The organism is Streptomyces sp. NPDC048182 (assembly GCF_043202555.1).
Taxonomy (GTDB): domain Bacteria; phylum Actinomycetota; class Actinomycetes; order Streptomycetales; family Streptomycetaceae; genus Streptomyces.
This window is the reverse complement of record NZ_JBIDAQ010000020.1, coordinates 1-21,201: the sequence shown is the minus strand read 5'-3', so window position 1 is coordinate 21,201 and position 21,201 is coordinate 1. Positions and strand designations below refer to the sequence as shown.

The window sequence follows — 21,201 nt, the reverse complement described above, 5'->3', positions numbered from 1 at the left end:
GAGCGGGCCGGCGTCACAGCGCGCCCTTGCGCGTCAGCTGGTTGAACGCCAGCCAGCCCGGCAGCACCGGCAGCCACAGCGTGAGCAGCCGGAACAGCAGCACGGCGGGGGCGGCCACCTCCTTGGGGAGACCGACGGCGATCAGACCGACCGTCAGCGTGGCCTCCACCGCGCCCACGCCGCCCGGCGTCGGGGCCGCGGACCCCAGCGCGTTGCCCGCGAGGAAGACGACGGCGACGCTCGCCAGGCTCAGCGACGTCGACTCGTCGCCGAAGGCACGGATCGAGGCGTCCAGGCACATCACGAAGCAGGCGGTGAGCAGGAGCATGCCGCCGATGCCCGTGATGAGCTTCTGCGGGCGCTGGAGGACGTCCAGCATGCGCGGCACCACACCGGCGAAGAGCGACCGCACGCGCGTGACGACGAATTTGCGCAGGAACGGCACCGAGGTCACCACCAGCACCAGCACCGCCACCGTCAGCAGACCCGCGATGACCGTCCTCGACGGCGACAGCGACGGCGTCTTCTCGGTGCCGGTGAGATAGCCGAAGGACAGCAGCATCAGGATGTGGCAGCCGAGCCCGAACAGCTGCGAGGCGCCCACACTCGCCACCGCCAGGCCCGGCCGCACGCCCGCACGCTGGAGGAACCGGGTGTTCAGGGCGACGCCGCCGACCGCCGCCGGGGCCACGATCTTGACGAAGGACCCGGCGACCTGCGCGGCGACCGTCCGCACGAAAGGCACCCGTTCGGGCACGAACCCCAGCAGCGCCATAGCCGCCGCGACATAGCTCGCCGCCGAGAACAGGGCCGCCGCGATCACCCAGCCCCACTCGGCGTGTGCGATCAGCGGGCCGAACTCGATGTGGGTGAGCTGCGTCAACAGGAAGTAGGCGCCGATCGCACCCGCGATGAAGCTGATCAGCGTGCGCGGACGCACCCGCTCCAGGCGGGCCGGCTCGACCGGCGCCTGGGGTCTGATGCGCAGCACCGCGTGCCGGATGAGCGTGAGCAGGTCCTCCTCGCGGGCCTCCTCCACCGCCTCGTCGATGGCGCGCTTCTCGGCCCGCTGCTCGGCACGCACGGCCTTCTTGTCGGGCTTGCCCGCCTTGCCGGCCTTCTCGTCCCTGCCGGTCCTGGTGAGGCCGTCGGCCGCCGCGGCGCTCTGGGCGTGCCCGGCCGCGGTCTCGGCGCCGCCTTCGGCACCGCTCTCAGCCGCCTCGGCGCGGGCCGCCTTGGCCAGCCGGGAGGACTCCAGCACCGCCTCCCGCTCGCGCTGGGCGCGCTCCCGGGCGAGCCGGCGCAGCGTCGCGCGCGTGGAGCGGCTCAGCGCGATGGGCTGGAGCATCGGCAGGCAGTCCGCGACGGCGTCGGGACCGAGCACCTCCACCGCCGAGGCGACCGCGCGCTCCGCGCCGACCCGCAGGCCCAGGGTCACCAGGAGCTGCGAGACGTCCATACGAAGCAGCAGGTCACTGGCCGCGATCTCGCCGTTGCGCAGGTAGGTGAGGATCACCGTGCCGGAACGATCCACCAGGATCGCGTCCCCCACCAGCCTGCGGTGCGCGATCCGGCGGGACTGCAGGGCCCGCACCTGCTCCCAGGTGCCCCGCAGCAGGACGTCGGTGATGTCCTCGTCCGGCAGCGAGTCCAGGGTGCGACCGCCGGTGTGCTCGTAGACCAGCATGACGGCGTCGGGGCCCAGCTCCGAGGTCGCGATCAGCTTGGGCGCGTTGGCGCCGGCCGCGATGGCGGCGTAGGCGAGCAGGGCCTCCTGCTCCAGGGCCTGGCGCAGGGACGGCAGGCTGCGGCGGTTGGCGAAGCCGCGCAGGGTCAGATTGCGCCACGCGCGGTAGAAGAAGCCCTGCGCCTGCTGCTCCCGGTCCACCACCGTCACGTCCAGCGGGCGGCCGTCCTCCAGGGTGACGAAGTAGCGCCGGCCCCGGTCGCCGTTCTCCACGGAGTCCGCCGGCACCTCCTCGCGGGCGGCGGTCACCGGGCGGAAGCCGACGGTCCGCAGGCCCGCCATCAGCGTCCGGCCGGTGGGCCGGACGTTGGGGGAGCCGACCGCGTACAGCGTCCCGTAGGCGACCGTCCAGCCGATCAGCACCGTCAGGATGATCGAGAAGGGGGTGGTGTAGCCGGTGACGAGCATCGAGAAGGCGTCCAGGAGCAGCACGATCCACAGCACCGCACGCCAGCGGGGTCTGCGGGACATGCCGACCGCCGTCATATAGGCGATGACGGGCGCCAGATAGCCGTGCACGGGGTCGGTGAGGGCGTGGATGTCGCCCGGCGAGGGCTGGGTGAGCGCCTCCTGGATGGAGCCGGGCGCGCCCTTGGCGACCCACAGGTCGGTGGCCAGCGTCACGCCGTGCGCCAGGACCGCCGCGAGCACGCCGTCGGCGATGCGCAGCCCGTCGCGTTTGATCAGCCGCTCGATCGCGAAGGCGACCGGCACCAGGAGGATGGCGATGCTGGAGGCCAGTCCGGCGATCTTGATGAGCAGGTCGGGCGCCTGCCCGGTGCCCTTGTTGATGTCCTGTTCGAGGCCGGAGGTGGTGCCGTGCGCGAAGGCCGCGACGGCGAGGAGGACGGCGATGGCCAGCACGCCCACCAGGAGGCGCATCAGGTCGGACGGGCGGTGCACGCGCGCGGGGAGGAGCGGTTCGTCGCCCTCCACCTCGTCGATGTGCGCGACGTCGTCGGGGTCGGCGGCCGTCGCCGACTTGGCGTCCTCTACGGGGCGGTCGTCCTCTGCGGTGCGGTCGTCCTTCGGCACGGGGGCCTCCGGGCGCGAGGAGGCGTCAGAGGTGCCCTCGGGGTCCTCGGGGTGCACACCCTGCTGCTCCATCGCCTCTTCTTGCTCTCGTATCACTGGTCACCGCCCGCATGATGGTGGCATGCCTTGTCCGCCTTCGGGGGCATCAGGGTGTACTCGCGGGCGGCACAGTCTGCCCCAGGCGCGGTTTCCGGGCGACACGGGCGCCCCGCCGCGAGCCGCTCGCGTCGCCGGGGCCCCTGGCGTTGTCGGTGGGGTGGGGCAGGATGGGGCGGATGAGCGAGCAGAGCCTTCCGGACGAGTACGCCGAGCGGGTCCTCGACGTCGCGGACGGCATCCCGCCGGGCCGGGTGATGACGTACGGGGACGTCGCCGAGTGGCTGGGCGAGGGAGGCCCCCGGCAGGTCGGGCGGGTGATGGCCCACTACGGGGGCGGTGTGCCCTGGTGGCGCGTCGTGCGCGCCGACGGCGTCCTGCTGGCCGGCCACGAGCTGGCGGCGCTCGACCGGTACCGCGAGGAGGGCACGCCTCTGAAGGAGGCCGGCCGGGCCGCGGAGGGGCACCTGCCGCGCCTCGACCTGAGACGGGCCCGGTGGGACGGCGACGACCGCGCGCGGGATCAGCGGGATCACGGGTGACGGCTTCCGTCCCCGTGCGGGCCGCGGTGGCGGCTTCCGTCCCCGTGCGGGCTGCGGTGTGACCAATGACCCTTTCGAGGGAAACGGGACCTGCCGGGCACCGGCGCCGCATGGCGTACGTTCGTGAGGCGGGGGACATCCGTTCCCTGAGTGACCCGCGGGGCCGATGCGCCCCGAGAGGACCGAGGGAACAAGGGGAAGCACCGCTTCCGTCGCGCCTCTCGGCGTAGCGTCGGCCGCGCGCGTCCCGCTCATCCCACGGCCCCCGTCGTCCCCGCAGCGCGGACGGCCCACCCGTACACCCACCAGGACCGGCGAACCACGTGAGCTCCTCCTCTTCCACCGGACGCCCGCCGCACCCCCAGGCGCGGCGGGGGAGCCGTGGCGCTTACCGACTGGTGCGTACCCCGCCGGCGCCCATGGATCCCCCTCGCCCGGACGCCGCGCAGCAGGCCGTGATCGACCACCGCACCGGCCCGCTGCTCGTCCTCGCGGGGCCGGGCACCGGCAAGACGACCACGCTCGTCGAGTCGGTGGCCGACCGCGTCGCCCGGGGCGGCGACCCCGAGCGGATCCTGGTGCTCACCTTCAGCCGCAAGGCCGCCGTCGAGCTGCGCGACCGGATGGCCCTGCGCATGGGCGCGGCCCGCGCCCCCCGCGCGACGACCTTCCACTCCTTCGGCTACGCCCTGGTCCGCGCCCACCAGGACAGCGAGCTGTTCGTGGAACCGCTGCGGCTGCTCTCCGGGCCCGAGCAGGACGTGACCGTGCGCGGGCTCCTCGCGGGGCAGGCGGACCTGGAGCGGCTCGGCCTCGCGCACGTGCGCTGGCCCGACGAACTGCGCGCCTGCCTGACCACCCGGGGCTTCGCCGACGAGGTCCGCGCGGTCCTCGCGCGCAGCCGCGAGCTGGGCCTCGGGCCCGAGGCCCTGGAGGCGTTCGCCCAGCGCATCGGCCGCCCCGACTGGCGGGCCGCCGCGGCCTTCCTCGCCGAGTACCTCGACGTGCTCGACCTCCAGGGGGTGCTCGACTACGCGGAACTCGTCCACCGCGCGGTGCTCCTGGCCCGCCGCCCCGAGGTCGCCGCGCACCTGGCCGCGCGGTACGACGCCGTGTACGTCGACGAGTACCAGGACACCGATCCCTCCCAGGTACGGCTGCTGCGCGCCCTGGCGGGCGGCGGGCGCACCCTCCTGGCCTTCGGCGACCCCGACCAGTCGATCTACGCCTTCCGGGGCGCCGACGTCAACGGCATCCTCGACTTCCCGCATGCCTTCCCGCGCGCGGACGGGCGCCCCGCTCCGGTCGAGGTGCTGCGGACCTCGCGCCGCTCCGGCGCCGCCCTGCTGGCCGCCACCCGGCTGCTGACCCAGCGCATGCCGCTGACCCGCCTGCCCGCCGGCACGGCCCGCGCCCACCGCGAACTCGCCGCCGTACGGGACGGGGGACGCGTCGAGGTGTACACGTACCCGACGTCCGGAACCGAGCTGGACAACATCGCCGACATCCTGCGCCGGGCCCACCTGGAGGACGGCGTGCCGTGGGGCGAGATGGCCGTCCTGGTGCGCGCCGGCTCGCGCACCGTCCCGGCGGTGCGCCGCGCCCTCACCTCGGCCGGCGTCCCGCTCGACGTCGACGGCGACGACCTCCCCCTGCGCCACGAACCGGCGGTGGCGCCCCTGCTGACGGCGCTGCGGGCGGTGGCGACGGCGGCGACGGAGCCGCCGGACGGGGGGCGGAGCGGGGCGGATGGCTTGGAGGGGCCCGGCGGATCGGAGGGGGCCGGCACACAGGAGCGGGGCGGCACACAGGAGGACTCCGGCACACAGGACGAGCCCGGCACACAGGACGAGCCCGGCACGCAGGAGGAGCCCCCCGCCGAGGCGGCAGCGGAGTCCGCAGCCCCGGCCGAGCCGAACCCCGCACCCACCCGCACGCCCTGCTGGCTCGACACCGAGACCGCCCTCACCCTGCTCACCTCCCCCCTCGCCGGCATGGACGCCGCCGACCTGCGGCGCCTCGGGCGGGCCCTGCGCGAGGAGGAGCGCGCCGCCGGCAACCCGCTGCCCCCGCCGTCGGACGAGCTGCTCGCACGCGCCTTGGCGGAGCCGGAGCGCCTCGCGGTGCACGACCCCGCCTACGCGCGCGGTGCCCAGCGGCTCGGCGCGCTGCTCCGCAAGGCCCGGGAGCGCCTCGCGGGCGGCGGCAGCGCCGAGGAAGCGCTGTGGGACCTGTGGGAGGGCACACCGTGGCCGAACCGCCTGGAGCGGTCCGCCCGGCGCGGCGGCGCCGCAGGCCGCAACGCCGACCGCGACCTGGACGCCGTGTGCGCGCTCTTCGCCACGGCCGCGCGCGCGGAGGAGCGCACCGGAGGCCGGGGCGCGCTCAACTTCCTCGAGGAGATCGACGCCGAGGACATCGCCGCCGACACCCTCACCCGGCGCGCCGTCCGCCCGGACGCCGTCCGCCTGATGACCGCGCACCGCGCCAAGGGCCTCCAGTGGCGCCTGGTCGTCGTCGCGGGCGTCCAGGAGGGGCTGTGGCCCGACCTGCGCCGCCGCGGCTCCCTCCTGGAGGCCGACCGGATCGGCCGCGACGGACTGGCCGAGCCCCTCACCCCCGGCGCGCTGCTCGCCGAGGAGCGCCGCCTGTTCTACGTCGCGGCCACCCGCGCGCGCGAACGCCTCGTCGTGACCGCCGTACGCGCCCCGGCCGACGACGGGGACCAGCCCTCCCGGTTCCTGACCGAACTCGGCGTCGAGCCCGTCGACGTCACCGGCCGCCCCCGCCGTCCGCTGGCCGTCGCCGCGCTCGTCGCAGAGCTGCGCGCCACCACCGTCGACCCGCGCGTCTCGGACGCCCTGAGGGAGGCCGCCGCCCGGCGCCTGGCCCGCCTCGCCGCGCTGACCGACGAGGACGACCGCCCCCTGGTGCCGTCCGCGCACCCGTACCGCTGGTGGGGCATGTGGGACCCGACCGAGAGCAAGGTGCCGCTGCGCGACCGCGACCAGCCCGTCACGCTGTCCGGCAGCGCCCTCGACCAGCTGGCCAACACCTGCGCCCTGCAGTGGTTCCTCGGCCGCGAGGTGAAGGCCGACGCGCCCGCCACCGCCGCCCAGGGCTTCGGCAACGTGGTGCACGTCCTGGCCGACGAGGTCGCCTCCGGACGCACCCCGGCCGACCTCGACGTCCTCATGGAGCGCCTGGACTCGGTGTGGAACGCGCTCGCCTTCGACGCCCCGTGGAAGTCGGCCCAGGAGCAGGCCAACGCGCGCGTGGCCCTCGAACGCTTCCTCAGGTGGCACGTCATGGACCGGGCCGGACGCACGCCGGTCGCCAGCGAGCACGACTTCGACGTGACCCTGGAGGCGGGCGACCACCAGGTGCGCATCCGCGGCCAGATGGACCGCGTCGAGGCCGACGGCACCGGCCGCGCGTACGTCGTGGACTTCAAGACCGGCAAGGCGGCCCCCACCGCCGCCGAGGTGGACCGCCACCCCCAGCTCGCCGTCTACCAGCTCGCCGTCCGCGCGGGCGCCGTCGACGACGCCTTCGACGGCGTACGACCGCGGCCGGGCGGTGCCGAACTGGTCCAGCTGCGGCAGGGCGCTCCTCAGCGGGAGGGCGGCGAGGCGCTGCCCAAGGTGCAGGCGCAGGAGGCCCACGACGGCACGGCGGGGGAGGACGGCCCGGCGGGGGAGTGGGTCGGCGACCTGCTGGCCACGGCCGCCGGCAAGGTGCTGGACGAACGGTTCGGACCGACCGCAGGCCAGCACTGCGCCCACTGCGCCTTCCGGGCCTCGTGCAGCGCCCGGCCCGAGGGCCGGCACGTCGTGGAGTGACCCGGGCCCGACCTGTGCGAGGCCGCGCGCGAGGCGGGTGTGACCGACGGCACCACCCGGGCTGACCTGCGCCTCTCCCGCCCCCGGGGATGATCCTGCCACCGCTGTCAGTGGCCGCCGCTAGCCTCTCCGACATGCCCGCTCGCATCACCGACCCCGAGCAGCTCAAGGAGCTCCTCGGCATCCCGTTCACCCCGGAGCAGACGGCCTGCATCGTGGCGCCGCCCGCCCCGCAGGTCATCGTGGCCGGCGCCGGATCGGGCAAGACGACGGTGATGGCGGCCCGGGTGGTGTGGCTGGTCGGCACCGGGCAGGTCGCCCCCGAGCAGGTGCTCGGCCTGACCTTCACCAACAAGGCGGCCGGCGAGCTGGCCGAGCGCGTCCGCAAGGCCCTGGTCCGGGCCGGCGTCACCGACCCGGACCTCATCGACCCCGACGACCCGCCGGGCGAGCCGGTGATCTCCACGTACCACGCCTTCGCCGGCCGTCTGCTGACCGACCACGGCCTGCGCCTCGGCCTCGAACCGTCCTCCCGGCTGCTGGCCGACGCCACCCGCTACCAGCTCGCCGCGCGCGTGCTGCGCGAGGCCCCCGGCCCCTACCCCGCGCTCACCCGCTCCTTCCCCGACCTGGTCGCCGACCTCCTCACCCTCGACGCCGAACTCTCCGAGCACCTGGTCCGCCCGGAGGACCTGCGCACCTGGGACGCCGGCCTCCTGCGCACCCTGGAAGGCACCCGTCTCGGCAACGCCGACCTGCGCAAGGTCCCCGAGGCCGCCGCCGCACGCCGCGACCTCGCGGAGCTGGTGATCCGCTACCGGGCCGCCAAGCGCGACCGCGACCTGCTCGACTTCGGCGACCAGATCGCGCTCTCCGCCCACCTGGCCGGGCTCCCCGAGGTGGGGCGCCTGCTGCGCGAGGAGTTCCGGATCGTCCTCCTCGACGAGTACCAGGACACCTCGGTCGCCCAGCGCGTCCTCCTCGCGGGCCTCTTCGGCGGCGGCACCGGGCACCCGGTGACCGCCGTCGGCGACCCCTGCCAGGCGATCTACGGCTGGCGCGGCGCCTCCGTCGCCAACCTGGACGACTTCCCCGAGCACTTCGCCCACCCCGACGGCCGGCCCGCCGGCCGCCAGGCCCTCAGCGAGAACCGCCGCAGCGGCGGCCGCCTCCTCGACCTCGCCAACGGCCTGGCCGAGCCGCTGCGCGCCATGCACGCGGGCGTGGAGGCCCTGCGCCCAGCACCCGGCGCCGAGCGCGACGGCATGGTCCGCTGCGCCCTGCTGCCCACCCACGCCGAGGAGCTGGCCTGGCTCGCCGACTCGGTCGCCCACCTGGTGCGCACCGGGACCGCGCCAGGCGAGATCGCCGTCCTGTGCCGCACGGCCGGCGACTTCGCCGAGATCCAGGGCGCGCTGGTCGCCCGCGACGTCCCCGTGGAGGTGGTCGGCCTCTCCGGCCTGCTGCACCTGCCCGAGGTGGCCGACCTGGTCGCCGTCTGCGAGGTCCTCCAGGACCCCGGCGCCAACGCCTCCCTGGTCCGCCTGCTCAGCGGCCCGCGCTGGCGGATCGGCCCGCGCGACCTTGCCCTCCTCGGCCGCCGCGCCCGGCTTCTCGTGGCCCACGCACGCGTGGCGGGCGACGACGACCCCGACCGGCGGCTCGCCGAGGCCGTCGAGGGGACCGACCCGTCGGAGGTCGTCTCCCTCGCGGACGCCCTGGACACCTTCCTGGAGACGCCGATGGACGGCACCGGGGACGACGACGGGCTGCCCTTCTCGCCGGACGCGCGCGTGCGCTTCGCGCGGCTGGCCGCCGAGCTGCGCGACCTGCGCCGGGCCCTCCCCGACCCGCTGATGGACGTCCTGCACCGCGTCCTCGCGGTCACCGGCCTGGAGGTCGAGCTGTCGGCGTCCCCGCACGCGCTGGCCGCCCGCCGCCGCGAGACGCTGTCGAACTTCCTGGACGTCGCCGCGTCCTTCGCCGCCGGCGACGGCGAGGCCACCCTCCTCGCCTTCCTGGGCTTCCTGCGCACCGCCGCGCAGTACGAGAAGGGGCTCGACAACGCCCTTCCGGGCGGCGAGAACACCGTCAAGGTGCTCACCGCACACCGCTCCAAGGGCCTGGAGTGGGACGTCGTCGCCGTCCCCGGCCTGGTCACCGGCGCCTTCCCGAGCGACCGGGGCCGCGAGAAGTGGACCGCCCAGGGCAAGGTGCTCCCGCACGGCCTGCGCGGCGACGCCGACACCCTGCCCGACGTCACCGCCTGGGACTCGCGGGGCCTCAAGGCGTTCCAGCAGGACATGAAGGAGCACCAGCACACCGAGGAGCTGCGCCTCGGCTACGTCACCTTCACCCGCCCCCGCTCCCTCCTCCTCGGCTCGGGCCACTGGTGGGGCCCCACCCAGAAGCGCCGCCGCGGACCGTCCGGCTTCCTCACCGCCCTCTACGAGCACTGCGCCGCCGGCTGGGGCGAGATCGAGGCGTGGGCGGACGAGCCCGCCGAGGACGCCGAGAACCCCGCGCTGCACCAGGCCGCCGCCGACCGGGCCTGGCCCCTGCCGCTGGACGATGCGGCCTTGACCCGCCGCCGGGCCGCCGCCCAGACCGTCCTCGCCCACCTGGAGGCACCGTCCGACCGCGCCGTCCAGCAGACCCCGAACGACCCGGACTGGCCACCGCCCCCCGAGGACGACGACGCAGAGGACCCCGAGACCTCCGAGACCTCCGAGGCCCCCGAGGCGGAGGACCCGGCGGACTGGGACGCCTGGACCACCGACCGCCCGGCCGAAGCCACCGTCCCGCACCAGGCCCTCCCGCCGTCGCGGCCCGCCCGCCCGAGGGAGCCGGAGCTCACGCCGGAGGAGACCCGCACCGTCGCCTCCTGGGACCGCGACCTCGAAGCCCTCGCCGGGGAGCTGACGCGCGCCCGCGCGAGTGTGACCGAGGTGCCCCTGCCCGCGTCCCTGACCGCCACGCAACTGCTGACCCTGGCCGCCGACCCCGACGGCCTCGCCCAGGAGCTGGCCCGCCCGATGCCTCGCCCGCCCCGCCCCGCCGCCCGGCGCGGCACCCGCTTCCACGCCTGGGTCGAGGCCCGCTTCGAGGCGTTGCGGCTGCCCCTGCTGGAACCGGAGGAGCTGCCCGGCGCCGAGGCCGAGATCGCCGACGAGCGCGACCTGGAGCACCTCAAGGCGGCCTTCGAGCGCACCGAGTACGCCCAGCGCACCCCCTACCGCGTCGAGGCGCCCTTCCAGCTCGCCCTGGGCGGCCGGGTCGTCCGAGGCCGCATCGACGCCGTCTACCGGCAGGGCGAGGGCGAGCGGGCCACATACGAGATCGTCGACTGGAAGACGCAGCGCGCCGGCACCGCCGACCCGCTCCAGCTCGCGGTGTACCGGCTGGCCTGGGCCGAGCAGCAGGGCGTGCCTCCGGAGTCGGTGACGGCCGCCTTCGTGTACGTGCGCAGCGGCGAGGTGGTGCGGCCCGCCGGACTTCCCGACCGCGCCGCCCTGGAACGGCTCCTCCTCGGGGACCCGGACGAAGGGGACCCGGACAGAGCGAACCCGGTCGGTGCGGACGCTGCTGGTGACGAACCGCACGACCAGGGTGTCCGCCCGGGCCGTTAGGCTCGTGAACATGAGCGAGACCCCGGACAGCGCCGTCCGTACGTACATCGAGCAGCACCGCGCCGCCTTCCTCGACGACCTCGTCGCCTGGCTGCGCATCCCGTCCGTCTCGGCGCAGCCCGAGCACGCGACCGACGTACGCCGCAGCGCCGACTGGCTCGCCGACGCGCTCAGCCGGACCGGCTTCCCGACCGTCGAGGTCTGGCCCACCCCGGGCGCCCCCGCCGTCTTCGCCGAGTGGCCTTCCGACGACCCCGGGGCGCCCACGGTCCTCGTCTACGGCCACCACGACGTCCAGCCCGCCGCCCGCGAGGACGGCTGGCACAGCGACCCCTTCGAGCCCGTCGTCCGCGGAAACCGCCTCTACGCGCGCGGGGCCGCCGACGACAAGGGCCAGGTCTTCTTCCACACCCTCGGCGTCCGCGCCCACCTCGCCGCCACCGGGCGCACCACCCCCGCGGTCACCCTGAAGCTGCTCATCGAGGGCGAGGAGGAGTCCGGCTCCCCGCACTTCCGCGCCCTCGCCGAGCAGCGCGCCGAGCGGCTGGCTGCCGACGCGGTGATCGTCTCCGACACCGGCATGTGGTCCGAGGACACCCCCACGGTGTGCACCGGCATGCGCGGCCTGGCCGAGTGCGAGGTCCGGCTGTACGGACCCGACCAGGACATCCACTCCGGCTCCTTCGGCGGCGCCGTCCCCAACCCGGCCACCGCCGTCGCCCGCCTGGTCGCCGCCCTGCACGACGAGCACGCACGCGTGGCGATCCCCGGCTTCTACGACGGCGTCGTCGGCCTCACCGACCGCGAACGCGCCCTCTTCGCCGAGCTGCCCTTCGACGAGCAGCGGTGGCTGAGCACCGCCAAGTCGCACGCCGCCCACGGCGAGGCCGGATTCACCACCCTGGAGCGTGTCTGGGCACGTCCCACCGCCGAGGTCAACGGCATCGGCGGCGGCTACCAGGGAGCCGGCAGCAAGACGATCGTCCCGGCGTCCGCCCTGGTGAAGCTCTCCTTCCGGCTGGTCGCGGGCCAGGACCCCGACCACATCGAGAAGGCGTTCCGCGACTGGGCGGCCGAGCAGATCCCGGCCGGCATCCGCGCCGAGATCACCTTCGGCGCCGCCACCCGCCCCTGCCTCACCCCGCTGGACCACCCGGCCCTGCAGTCCCTCGTACGCGCCATGGGCCGCGCCTTCGACGCGCCGGTCCGCTTCACCCGCGAGGGCGGCTCGGGCCCCGCCGCCGACCTCCAGGAGGTGCTCGGCGCCCCCGTGCTGTTCCTCGGCATCTCCGTCCCGTCCGACGGCTGGCACGCCCCGGACGAGAAGGTGGAACTCGACCTGCTCCTCAAGGGCGTCGAGACCTCGGCGCACCTGTGGGCCGACCTGGCGGAGCACTGGCGCCACGCCCCCTGACCGACAGCCCGCACCCCGCCGCCTCGCGCACGCCCCGCGCCCCGCGCACGGCCCCTCCTCGACCGCTCGCCGAACCGAAAACCGCTCACCGGGGGAGTTGGAAGCACCCGTGACCACCTGGACCGACCACACCGCCGACCGTCCCATCTCGCTGACCGCCCCCAGCGGCATCGACCGCGCCGCCCACCACCGGCTCGACGAGGCCTGGCTCGCGGCGGCCTGGAGCCACCCCTCGACGCGCTGCTTCGTGGTGTCCGGCGGACAGGTCCTCATCGACGAGACGTCCGACGGGCGCACCGAACTCGTCATGACCCCCTCCTTCGAGGCCCCGCTCACCGAGGCGCACCGCTACTTCCTCGGCACCGACGAGGACGGCGTCAGCTACTTCGCCCTCCAGAAGGACGCCCTGCCGGGCCGCATGGACCAGTCCGCGCGCCCGGCCGGGCTGCGCGAGGCCGGCCTGCTCCTGTCACCCCGCGACGCCGGCCTGATGGCGCACGCCGTCGCCCTCGAGAACTGGCAGCGCCTGCACCGCTTCTGCTCGCGCTGCGGCGAGCGCACCGTCATCGCGGCGGCCGGCCACATCCGCCGCTGCGCCGCCTGCGGCGCCGAGCACTACCCGCGGACCGACCCCGCGGTGATCATGGCGGTCACCGACGAGGAGGACCGCATCCTGCTCGGCCGCCAGGTGCACTGGCCCGAGGGCCGCTTCTCCACGCTGGCCGGTTTCGTCGAGCCCGGCGAGTCCATCGAGCAGGCGGTGCGCCGCGAGGTCAAGGAGGAGGTCGGCATCGCCGTCGGCCCCGTCGAGTACGTCGCCAGCCAGCCCTGGCCCTTCCCGTCCAGCCTCATGCTGGGCTTCCTGGCCCGCGCCGTCTCCACCGGGATCGAGGTCGACGGCGACGAGATCCACGAGGCCCGCTGGTTCTCCCGCGACGACCTGAGCGCCGCCTTCGACTCCGGCGAGGTGCTCCCGCCCTACGGCATCTCGATCGCGGCCCGCCTGATCGAGCTCTGGTACGGCAAGCCCCTGCCCACCCGCGGCTTCGCCTGAGCCGCGCCCGCACGTGACAAAGGCCGGTCCCTCCCCTCAGGGAAGGACCGGCCCGCGCGCGTCCGCAGCCTCCGCTACGCGCCGATCTTCTGCTTGACCTGCGCAAGCGACGGGTTGGTGAGCGTCGAGCCGTCAGGGAAGAGCACGGTGGGCACCGTCTGGTTGCCGCCGTTCGCCTTCTCCACGAAGGCCGCGGAGTCCGGGTCGTGCTCGATGTTGATCTCGTTGTACGCGATGCCCTCGCGGTCCATCTGGCTCTTCAGCCGATGGCAGTAGCCGCACCACGTGGTGCTGTACATCGTCACAGTGCCCGGCATGTCTCTCGCGCTCCTTAGGCGGCTCGGCGGATGAGGTCGCAGGGTGGGAACGTCCGGGAGGGCGCGGCCATTCCCCGAGGTGCCGGACGGTGTGAGGTTCGTCGTACCAGTACGACCATCGGTGCCCGGCTGTGGACAACCGGCGCACCCGTCCCGCCCGACCTGGCAGCATGGCGGGGTGACAGCAGCAACGCACTCCACCCTCTTCCCGCGGGTACCGGACACGGCCGACGCGGTGCTCGACGGGCTCGACCCCGAGCAGCGCGAGGTGGCCACCGCCCTGCGCGGCCCGGTGTGCGTGCTGGCCGGTGCCGGTACGGGCAAGACCCGGGCGATCACCCACCGCATCGCCTACGGGGTGCGCGCCGGGATCCTCCAGCCCTCCAGCGTGCTGGCCGTCACCTTCACCAACCGCGCCGCCGGGGAGATGCGCGGCCGACTGCGCCAGCTCGGGGCCGTCGGCGTCCAGGCCCGCACCTTCCACTCGGCGGCGCTGCGCCAGCTCCAGTACTTCTGGCCGCGGGCGATCGGCGGTTCGCTGCCCCGGCTGGTCGACCGCAAGGTCCAGCTGGTCGCCGACGCGGCGGCCGCCTGCCGCATCCGCCTGGACCGGGGCGAGCTGCGGGACACCACCGCCGAGATCGAGTGGGCCAAGGTCACGCAGACCGTCCCCGCGGACTACGCGCCCGCCGCGGCGAAGGCCGGCCGCGAGACACCCCGCGACCCGGCCGAGATCGCCCAGCTCTACGCCGCCTACGAGGACCTCAAGCGCGGACGCGGCGTCATCGACTTCGAGGACGTGCTGCTGCTGACCGTGGCCGTCCTCCAGGACCGCCGGGACGTCGCCGAGCAGGTCCGCGCCCAGTACCAGCACTTCGTGGTCGACGAGTACCAGGACGTCAGCCCCCTCCAGCAGCGGCTCCTCGAGCTGTGGCTCGGCGACCGCGACGACCTGTGCGTGGTCGGCGACGCCAGCCAGACGATCTACTCGTTCACGGGAGCAACGCCGGACCACCTGATCGACTTCCGCGGCCGCCACCCCGGCGCCACCGTGGTGAAGCTGGTCCGCGACTACCGTTCCACCCCGCAGGTCGTGCACCTGGCCAACGGGCTGCTCGCGCAGGCCCGGGGCCGGGCCGCCGACCATCGCCTGGAGCTGGTCTCCCAGCGTCCCACCGGCCCCGAGCCGGTCTACACCGAGTACACCGACGAACCCGCCGAGGCGGAGGGCGCCGCCCGCCGGGTGCGGGAGCTGATCGACGCGGGGGTCGCGGCGGCCGAGATCGCCGTCCTGTTCCGGGTGAACGCCCAGTCCGAGACCTACGAGCAGGCCCTCGCCGACGCCGGCGTCCCTTACCAGCTGCGCGGCGCGGAGCGCTTCTTCGACCGGCCCGAGGTGCGCAAGGCGCACAGCTCCCTGCGGGCCGCGGCGCGCTTCGGCGGCAACGACACGGCGCTGGACGACGCCGTCGACCTGCCCTCCCAGGTGCGTGCCGTGCTGTCCGGCGAAGGGTGGTCCCCGCAGCCCCCGGCCGGGTCCGGGGCGGCGCGGGAGCGCTGGGAGTCGTTGGCCGCCCTGGTCTCCCTCGCGCAGGACTTCGCCGCCGCCTCGGCCGGTGCCACGCTGGGCGACCTCGTCGCGGAGCTGGACGAGCGGGCGGGCGCCCAGCACGCCCCGACCGTGCAGGGCGTCACCCTCGCCTCGCTGCACTCGGCCAAGGGCCTGGAGTGGGACGTCGTCTTCCTGGTCGGGGTCGCCGAGGGCATGATGCCGATCACCTACGCAAAGACCGACGAGCAGATCGAGGAGGAGCGCCGGCTCCTGTACGTCGGGGTCACGCGGGCGCGGGAGCGGCTGCACCTCTCCTGGTCGCTGGCCCGTTCGCCCGGCGGCCGGCCGAACCGCCGTCCCAGCCGGTTCCTCAAGGGGCTGCGCCCCGGCTCGGCCGCCGCCACCGGCGCGCCGTCCTCCGCGGGCGGCTCGGGGGGCGTGGAGCGCGGCTTCGGCGGCGGTGGCGAGATCCCGGCGCCGACGGTCCGGCGGGCCCAGCGCACCCCCGCCCGCTGCCGGGTCTGCGGGCGCACCCTCACCGACGGCGGTGAACTGAAGCTGATGCGCTGCGAGGACTGTCCTTCCGACATGGACGAGGGGGTCTACGAGCGGCTGCGCGAGTGGCGGGCGGTGCAGGCCGAACGCAGCGGGCAGCCGGCCTTCTGCGTCTTCACCGACAAGACCCTGATGGCGATCGCCGAGTCCGTCCCCGAGGACGAGCGGGAGCTGGCCCGGATCCCCGGGGTCGGCGCACGCAAGCTCCACCGCTACGGAGCCGATGTCCTGGCCATCTGCGCAGGTCAGGAGGTCGGTGCGGGGGACGCGGGAGATTGATGGGAAGTCATCTAGAAAATAGTTTGCGCACGCCCCGCGAATCCCCATAGGTTCTTGGTCACGGGGACGGCGGCCTTCCCGGAGGCCCCGAAACCATGCTCTACTTGCATATCCGCGGGCTGGTTCTGCCAGCCCCATAGACGCCGAGAGGAGGCGAGTCCAGTGATCAGCATCAACAGCAGCTCCATCAGCTCCGTCGTGAAAATGACCGATCGCTCGGCCGTCTCCGCGTGCATGCTCGGCGTCTCCTCCCAGGGCACCGGTCTGTCCGGCATCCGTGCCGCGCGTCCGGCGTCCTCCCTCGCTCCCGTGGGCCTTCCCGTCCGCGAGCGCAATGAGCGACCGACCAAGGCACTGGAAGCAGCGGTAACGGCACAGGCCAAGGCCTATGCCTTTACGGCGACCGCGACCGGTGCCGGAATCCGGAAGCTGACGACGCACCACCACCAGATGTGGGCCTTCCGTGGGCCAGAACCCTGGAGTGATCCAGCCTGATCTCGATCAGGCCGGCGCCTTCAGGGCCGCGGAACCCCATCCGGGATCCGCGGCCCTTTTGTTGTCCCTGAACAGGGACGACGCAGCGAAGGGGCCTCGGGACAAGAAGAGAACCCGGTACCAAGCAGCCACCCGGCCGACCGGCCGGAACGACCAGACGAGGAAGACCCACCGTGCAACTCGAAGCGCACGCCCCGTCCGTACCGCCTTCCGCCACGATCCCCGAGCCCTGCTCCACAAAGGACCCCGCCTTGACCCCGCTGACCGCGCTCACCGCGCTCGACGACGCCATCGAGAACCTCGGCGTACCCGTCCCCTGCCGTTCCTACGACCCGGAGGTCTTCTTCGCGGAGTCCCCGGCGGACGTCGAGTACGCCAAGTCCCTCTGCCGCACCTGCCCGCTGATCGATGCCTGCCTCGCCGGCGCCAAGGAGCGGCGCGAGCCCTGGGGCGTCTGGGGCGGCGAGCTGTTCGTCCAGGGTGTCGTCGTCGCCCGGAAGCGGCCCCGTGGCCGTCCGCGCAAGAACCCGGTCACGGCATGAACATCGCAGGAACGATCGACCGCCCCCACACGCACGACCCCGAGAAGCAGGCCCCGATGAAGACATCCACCCACGACTTCGCAGGCATCACGCCTGAAGACTTCACCACCGTCGACGCGAGGGACTCGCGTCAGAACAGGACGCGCGAAATGCAACTCATCCCCGAAGCCCTGGCCCGTGCGCATATGCACGACCGACTGCGCGAGGCCGAGCGGGAACGCCGGGCGCTGCGCCTGGCGGCCGCCCGCCGGATGCAGCGCCGTGCCGAACGTGCCTCGCTGCGCGCTCGGCGCGCGCTGGCCATGGCCGTCATGCAGTAGGCAGCACACCAGCAGCACACCGCACCACCCTCGCGGGGGCCGGTCCGCAGAACGGATCGGCCCCCGCGGCATGTCCGGGCCTCGGGCCCGGCGGATCAGGCCCCCGCGTCCTCCGCGTCCTCCACGCCCTCCTCGCCCTCCTCAAGGTCCTCCGGCACGAACCCGGCCAGCCACGCCTCCAGCTCGTCGCGCAGCCGGACCGTCGCGCCCAGCTGGCACAGCACGCCGATGGTGCTCAGCGTCACCCGGTGGATGAGGAGATAGGCGGGCGGCAGGTTCAACTGCTTGGCCAGCTGGTACGCCGGGGAGCGGGGGTCGCCGATCCGCGCCGCCTGGCCGCGCATCCAGCTCCGGGTGAAGGTGAACTCCTCGGCGCGGGCCGGCTCGATGATCGGCAGCAGGTAGTCCAGGACGGCGTCCGGGTCCAGCTCTATCGACTCCCTGACGAAGCCCTCCGTGCGGAGCATCTCGTAGACGGCCTCGGCCTCGCCGTCCAGGGTCATCCGCAGCGCCTCGCCGATGGGTTCCGGCAGGCCGCCCGGGAGCCGGTCGACGGTGCCGAAGTCCAGGACGCCCAGGCGCCAGTCGTCCTCCCCCTCCGGTCCGCCGGGCAGCAGCCGGAAGTTGCCCGGGTGGGGGTCGGCGTGCAGCAGGCCGGTGCGGGCCGGGCCGGAGAAGAGGAAGTGGGCGAGGAGCTGGCCGGCCCGGTCGCGCTGCTCCGGTGTGCCGTCCGCGATCACCTCCGACAGCGGGACCCCGTCGATCCACTCGGTGATCAGCACCTGGTCGCTCTGGTGGACGACGTCCGGCACCACGATGTCGGCGTCGCCCGCGAACTCCTCGGCGTGCGCCCGCTGGGCCCGCGCCTCCAGCTCGTAGTCCAGCTCCTCGGCGACCCGGTCCTTCAGCTCGGTGATCAGCGGCTTGATGTCCATGCCGGGTACGAGCGGCCCGAGCAGGCGGGCGAAACGGCTGAGCTGGTTGAGGTCCGACAGCAGGGCCTCGCCGGCGCCGGGGTACTGGACCTTGACGGCCACCTCGCGGCCGTCCTGCCACACCGCCCGGTGCACCTGGCCGATGGAGGCCGCCGCGGCCGGCTTGTCCTCGAACTCCAGGAACAGCTCGCGCCACTCCTCGCCCAGCCCCTTGGCCAGCACGGAGTGCACCGTCCGCGTCGGCATGGGCGGCGCGGCCTCCTGGAGCTTGGTCAGCGCCGCACGGTAGGGACCCGCGACCTCCTCGGGCAGGGCGGACTCGAAGACGGACATCGCCTGCCCGAACTTCATCGCGCCCCCCTTCAGCTCGCCGAGCACCTTGAACAGCTGCTCCGCGGTGCGCTGCTGCAACTGCTGGCCGACCAGCTCCGCGGACTCGCCGACGATCCGCTTGCCCAGTCCCCAGGTCGCCCGCCCGGCGAAGCCGAGCGGGAGCGCGGCGAGCTTGGCGGTCCGGGTGACCGCCTTCCGGGGAAGATCAGACATGCGCCCTCCAAGTCCGTGCCGGCCGCGCCGCTCCTGCCTCACGGCGTACTTCTGCTGACGGCCACTGCTCAGCCATTGTCGCGCGCCGCGAGCCCTCTCCGGGGGTGTGTTCCTGCCCACCTTTCGCGGCGGCCCCGCAGGGACAGGCCGGATGCGCCTCGACCGGCCGGCTCCGCCAGGCAAGGCCGGGCAGCGAGACCTCCCATCTGGCACCGGCGCTGGAGGGCGTCCGGCCGTCCAGGAAGGCCAGTGCGTGGGCCGCCGCCAGCCCCGCGACGGCGGTGGACAGCGTGAGATCGCAGGGCGGCACCTCACCCCGTGCGCCGGAGCGCCACTGCGCGACCAGCCGCGGCCAGGCCGGGTCCTCGTCGGTGCGCGTGGCGTGCAGGCAGCCCGCGCACCCCGTCTCGCCCGGCAGGACGAGGGGGCCGACGATGCCGGTCCCCTCCGCGACACCGGCATGGAGGTGGGGCGTTCCTGAGGCCGTCAAGGAGGCGGTCAGGGCGGGGTCGGGCGCGTGCGCCGCGACGTCGTCGCGCGGGGCGAGGATCACCAGGTGCAGGCCCGCGCCCTCGTCGACGGGCGGCGTCCCGGCGGTGCGGCGCGGCGGCCGGTCGGGAGCGGCCCGGGACACGGCGCGCCGGGCCGACCGGTCCCGGCGGTCGCCGACGGCCTCGGCCGGCTGCCCGCCGGGCGCGACGTCCCACGGCTCGACGCAGCCGCCGTCGAGCACCGCGACCTCGCCCACCCCGGCGCCCGACAGCACGGAGGCAAGCACCGCGCCGACCCGGCCGGCGCCCATCACCCGCACCCGCAGGGCGCGCCGGGCCGCGAGGCGGCCGATCGCCTCACCCGGCGCCGAGGTGGTCACGGACAGCGAGGCCAGGTCGGGCCGCAGCCGGTCCAGGACCTCCTTCTTCGTCCGCAGCACCGCGCCGGCCGGTCCGCCGCCCCGGGAGTCGTCCAGCAGCCCCGCCCGCGCCAGCCGCGCCACGAACCGGTCGACATGCCCGTCCGGCAGGTCGTGGCGGCGCCCCTCCTTGCGCAGCAGCGTCGGGCCGCGGGTGCCGTTGAGCAGCTCCAGGAAGCTGCCCGTCGCCGAGTCCACCGGGCGCAGGGTCCGGGCGTGCGCCGGGGTCATCCCGAACTGCACCGTGTTCAGGTCGCGCCAGCCGCGCCGCAGCGCGGGCTTCACCATCGGATGCATCACAGATCCCCCGTACGTGTCGAATCGTGGCGGGACGTGCATTCCGGCACGTTCCGCGAGGTGCGACCGCCAGCATGCCCGGTCCGCCGAGAGGGCGTCGAAAGTTGTCCACAGGCGGTGGATGCTTGTCGTACCGGCCCGGCCGGGGCCGACGCCGGCCGGGCGGCGGAACGGCACCGAACCCGCCCGGAGCCGGGACTTCCCCGTGCGCAGCGGGTAACGTCGGGGCGTGTCCGCCGACCCGCTGAACCGCGCCGGAGCACCCCGGCGCGAAACGACCAGTCCGCCGCCCGGCGGCATCGAGGTGCGCCGGAGCGACCGTCGGCGCCGGACGGTCTCCGCGTACCGGGAGGGCGACCGCACCGTCGTCCTCATCCCCGCCCGGATGTCCGAGGCGGAGGAGCGGCGCTGGGTCGGCGTCATGCTGGACAAGCTGGCCGCCCAGGACCGCAAGCGGGTGCTCGGCGACGGCGAGCTGGCGGAGCGCGCGCGGCGGCTGTCGGCGCAGTACTTCGACGGGCGGGCCCGGCCGGCGTCGGTGCGCTGGGTCACCAACCAGAACACGCGCTGGGGCTCGTGCACCCCCTCCGAGGGCAGCATCCGCCTCTCGCACCGGCTCCAGGGCATGCCCGAGTACGTCGTGGACTACGTCCTGCTGCACGAGCTGGCGCATCTGCTCGTCCCCGGCCACGGCCCCGGTTTCTGGCGGCTCCTGGAGGCGTATCCGCGCACCGAGCGGGCCCGGGGCTACCTCGAGGGCGTGGTCGCCGCCGACCGGCTCCCGCACCCGCCCGGCGCGCGCGACGCGTAGGGCCTGTCGTTTGGATCATGCCGGCGTCGCGGGGTCTGGCACGCACATCTGCCGCGTTGTCGTCACTCGCCGACACTCCGCGTCGACTCCCTCCTCCGCCTTGCAGCTGCACGCACCAGACCCCGCTCGGGCCGGCCAGAAGGCGCGGCACCTGTTTTGCCGACCTGATCCAAACGACAGGCCCTAGCTGTATTGATCACGAGCGTTGTTGACACGCGTGGGTGCTTGATCATGGCGAAGACCTCCGGTGTGGTGGAGCTGTCTAGGACTGCACCGCACGGAG

The 21,201-nt window shown here is 74.5% G+C and carries 14 protein-coding genes; 10 read left to right on the top strand and 4 right to left on the bottom strand.

Translation table 11 applies throughout. The features are described 5' to 3' along the window. Positions 1-13: 13 nt before the first annotated feature. Positions 14-2,854: a YbhN family protein gene (locus tag ACGFZL_RS29665; RefSeq protein ID WP_393696347.1), complete on the bottom strand. Its 2,841-nt coding sequence runs from the start codon at positions 2,852-2,854 to the stop codon at positions 14-16. Positions 2,855-3,057: 203 nt separating this feature from the next. On the opposite strand from ACGFZL_RS29665, the gene ACGFZL_RS29660 reads away from it, so the two are divergent. The 5 genes from ACGFZL_RS29660 to nudC all read left to right on the top strand — a co-directional run bounded on the left by ACGFZL_RS29660 (position 3,058) and on the right by nudC (position 13,359). Then, positions 3,058-3,420 (top strand): MGMT family protein, encoded by a 363-nt coding sequence (locus tag ACGFZL_RS29660; RefSeq protein ID WP_355169472.1) that lies wholly within the window; start codon positions 3,058-3,060, stop codon positions 3,418-3,420. 323 nt (positions 3,421-3,743) lie between these two features. Continuing rightward, the gene (locus ACGFZL_RS29655) at positions 3,744-7,262 is read left to right on the top strand and encodes an ATP-dependent helicase (RefSeq protein ID WP_393696345.1); all 3,519 of its coding nucleotides are present in this window, start codon (positions 3,744-3,746) and stop codon (positions 7,260-7,262) included. 134 nt (positions 7,263-7,396) lie between these two features. Then, positions 7,397-10,891: a UvrD-helicase domain-containing protein gene (locus ACGFZL_RS29650; protein ID WP_393696343.1), complete on the top strand. Its 3,495-nt coding sequence runs from the start codon at positions 7,397-7,399 to the stop codon at positions 10,889-10,891. A 10-nt stretch (positions 10,892-10,901) separates the two neighbouring features. After that, positions 10,902-12,305, top strand: coding sequence for a dipeptidase (locus ACGFZL_RS29645; protein ID WP_393696341.1), 1,404 nt, complete (start codon positions 10,902-10,904; stop codon positions 12,303-12,305). Positions 12,306-12,414: 109 nt separating this feature from the next. Beyond that, positions 12,415-13,359 (top strand): NAD(+) diphosphatase, encoded by a 945-nt coding sequence (nudC, locus tag ACGFZL_RS29640; RefSeq protein WP_393696339.1) that lies wholly within the window; start codon positions 12,415-12,417, stop codon positions 13,357-13,359. A 74-nt stretch (positions 13,360-13,433) separates the two neighbouring features. On the opposite strand, the gene ACGFZL_RS29635 is transcribed toward nudC, so the two are convergent. Next, positions 13,434-13,676: a mycoredoxin gene (locus tag ACGFZL_RS29635; RefSeq protein ID WP_393696337.1), complete on the bottom strand. Its 243-nt coding sequence runs from the start codon at positions 13,674-13,676 to the stop codon at positions 13,434-13,436. Positions 13,677-13,854: 178 nt separating this feature from the next. On the opposite strand from ACGFZL_RS29635, the gene ACGFZL_RS29630 reads away from it, so the two are divergent. The 4 genes from ACGFZL_RS29630 to ACGFZL_RS29615 all read left to right on the top strand — a co-directional run bounded on the left by ACGFZL_RS29630 (position 13,855) and on the right by ACGFZL_RS29615 (position 17,419). Next, positions 13,855-16,062 carry an ATP-dependent DNA helicase UvrD2 gene (locus ACGFZL_RS29630; protein WP_393696335.1) on the top strand — a complete coding sequence of 736 codons (2,208 nt, stop codon included), beginning with the start codon at positions 13,855-13,857 and terminating at the stop codon, positions 16,060-16,062. Between the two features lie 162 nt (positions 16,063-16,224). After that, a complete protein-coding gene (locus tag ACGFZL_RS29625) occupies positions 16,225-16,557 on the top strand; it encodes a hypothetical protein (protein WP_355169486.1) in 333 nt (110 codons plus the stop codon). A 173-nt stretch (positions 16,558-16,730) separates the two neighbouring features. After that, entirely contained in the window at positions 16,731-17,099 is a 369-nt protein-coding gene (locus ACGFZL_RS29620) for a WhiB family transcriptional regulator (protein WP_393696333.1), read from the top strand. After that, complete coding sequence (locus tag ACGFZL_RS29615) at positions 17,096-17,419, top strand: hypothetical protein (protein ID WP_393696331.1); 324 nt, start codon at positions 17,096-17,098, stop codon at positions 17,417-17,419. The genes ACGFZL_RS29620 and ACGFZL_RS29615 overlap by 4 nt, the downstream gene beginning before the upstream one ends. A 95-nt stretch (positions 17,420-17,514) precedes the next feature. On the opposite strand, the gene ACGFZL_RS29610 is transcribed toward ACGFZL_RS29615, so the two are convergent. Together ACGFZL_RS29610 and ACGFZL_RS29605 are read right to left on the bottom strand one after the other, a co-directional pair. After that, positions 17,515-18,900 carry an ABC1 kinase family protein gene (locus tag ACGFZL_RS29610; RefSeq protein WP_393696329.1) on the bottom strand — a complete coding sequence of 462 codons (1,386 nt, stop codon included), beginning with the start codon at positions 18,898-18,900 and terminating at the stop codon, positions 17,515-17,517. Then, the gene (locus ACGFZL_RS29605; protein WP_393696327.1) at positions 18,893-20,107 is read right to left on the bottom strand and encodes a TOMM precursor leader peptide-binding protein; all 1,215 of its coding nucleotides are present in this window, start codon (positions 20,105-20,107) and stop codon (positions 18,893-18,895) included. Before ACGFZL_RS29605 ends, ACGFZL_RS29610 begins: the two co-directional genes overlap by 8 nt. Before the next feature lie 229 nt (positions 20,108-20,336). Between ACGFZL_RS29605 and ACGFZL_RS29600 the strand changes: the two genes are divergently transcribed. Then, positions 20,337-20,918 carry a M48 family metallopeptidase gene (locus ACGFZL_RS29600; protein WP_355169496.1) on the top strand — a complete coding sequence of 194 codons (582 nt, stop codon included), beginning with the start codon at positions 20,337-20,339 and terminating at the stop codon, positions 20,916-20,918. The last annotated feature ends 283 nt before the right edge of the window (positions 20,919-21,201 follow it).

Bases quoted from the DNA above. Each gene is read 5' to 3' on its own strand.
- ACGFZL_RS29665 (WP_393696347.1), bottom strand. From the start codon at position 2,854: ATGGAGCAGCAGGGTGTGCACCCCGAGGACCCCGAGGGCACCTCTGAC.
- ACGFZL_RS29660 (WP_355169472.1), top strand. From the start codon at position 3,058: ATGAGCGAGCAGAGCCTTCCGGACGAGTACGCCGAGCGGGTCCTCGAC.
- ACGFZL_RS29650 (WP_393696343.1), top strand. From the start codon at position 7,397: ATGCCCGCTCGCATCACCGACCCCGAGCAGCTCAAGGAGCTCCTCGGC.
- ACGFZL_RS29645 (WP_393696341.1), top strand. From the start codon at position 10,902: ATGAGCGAGACCCCGGACAGCGCCGTCCGTACGTACATCGAGCAGCAC.
- ACGFZL_RS29635 (WP_393696337.1), bottom strand. From the start codon at position 13,676: ATGCCGGGCACTGTGACGATGTACAGCACCACGTGGTGCGGCTACTGC.
- ACGFZL_RS29615 (WP_393696331.1), top strand. From the start codon at position 17,096: ATGAACATCGCAGGAACGATCGACCGCCCCCACACGCACGACCCCGAG.
- ACGFZL_RS29610 (WP_393696329.1), bottom strand. From the start codon at position 18,900: ATGTCTGATCTTCCCCGGAAGGCGGTCACCCGGACCGCCAAGCTCGCC.
- ACGFZL_RS29605 (WP_393696327.1), bottom strand. From the start codon at position 20,107: ATGCATCCGATGGTGAAGCCCGCGCTGCGGCGCGGCTGGCGCGACCTG.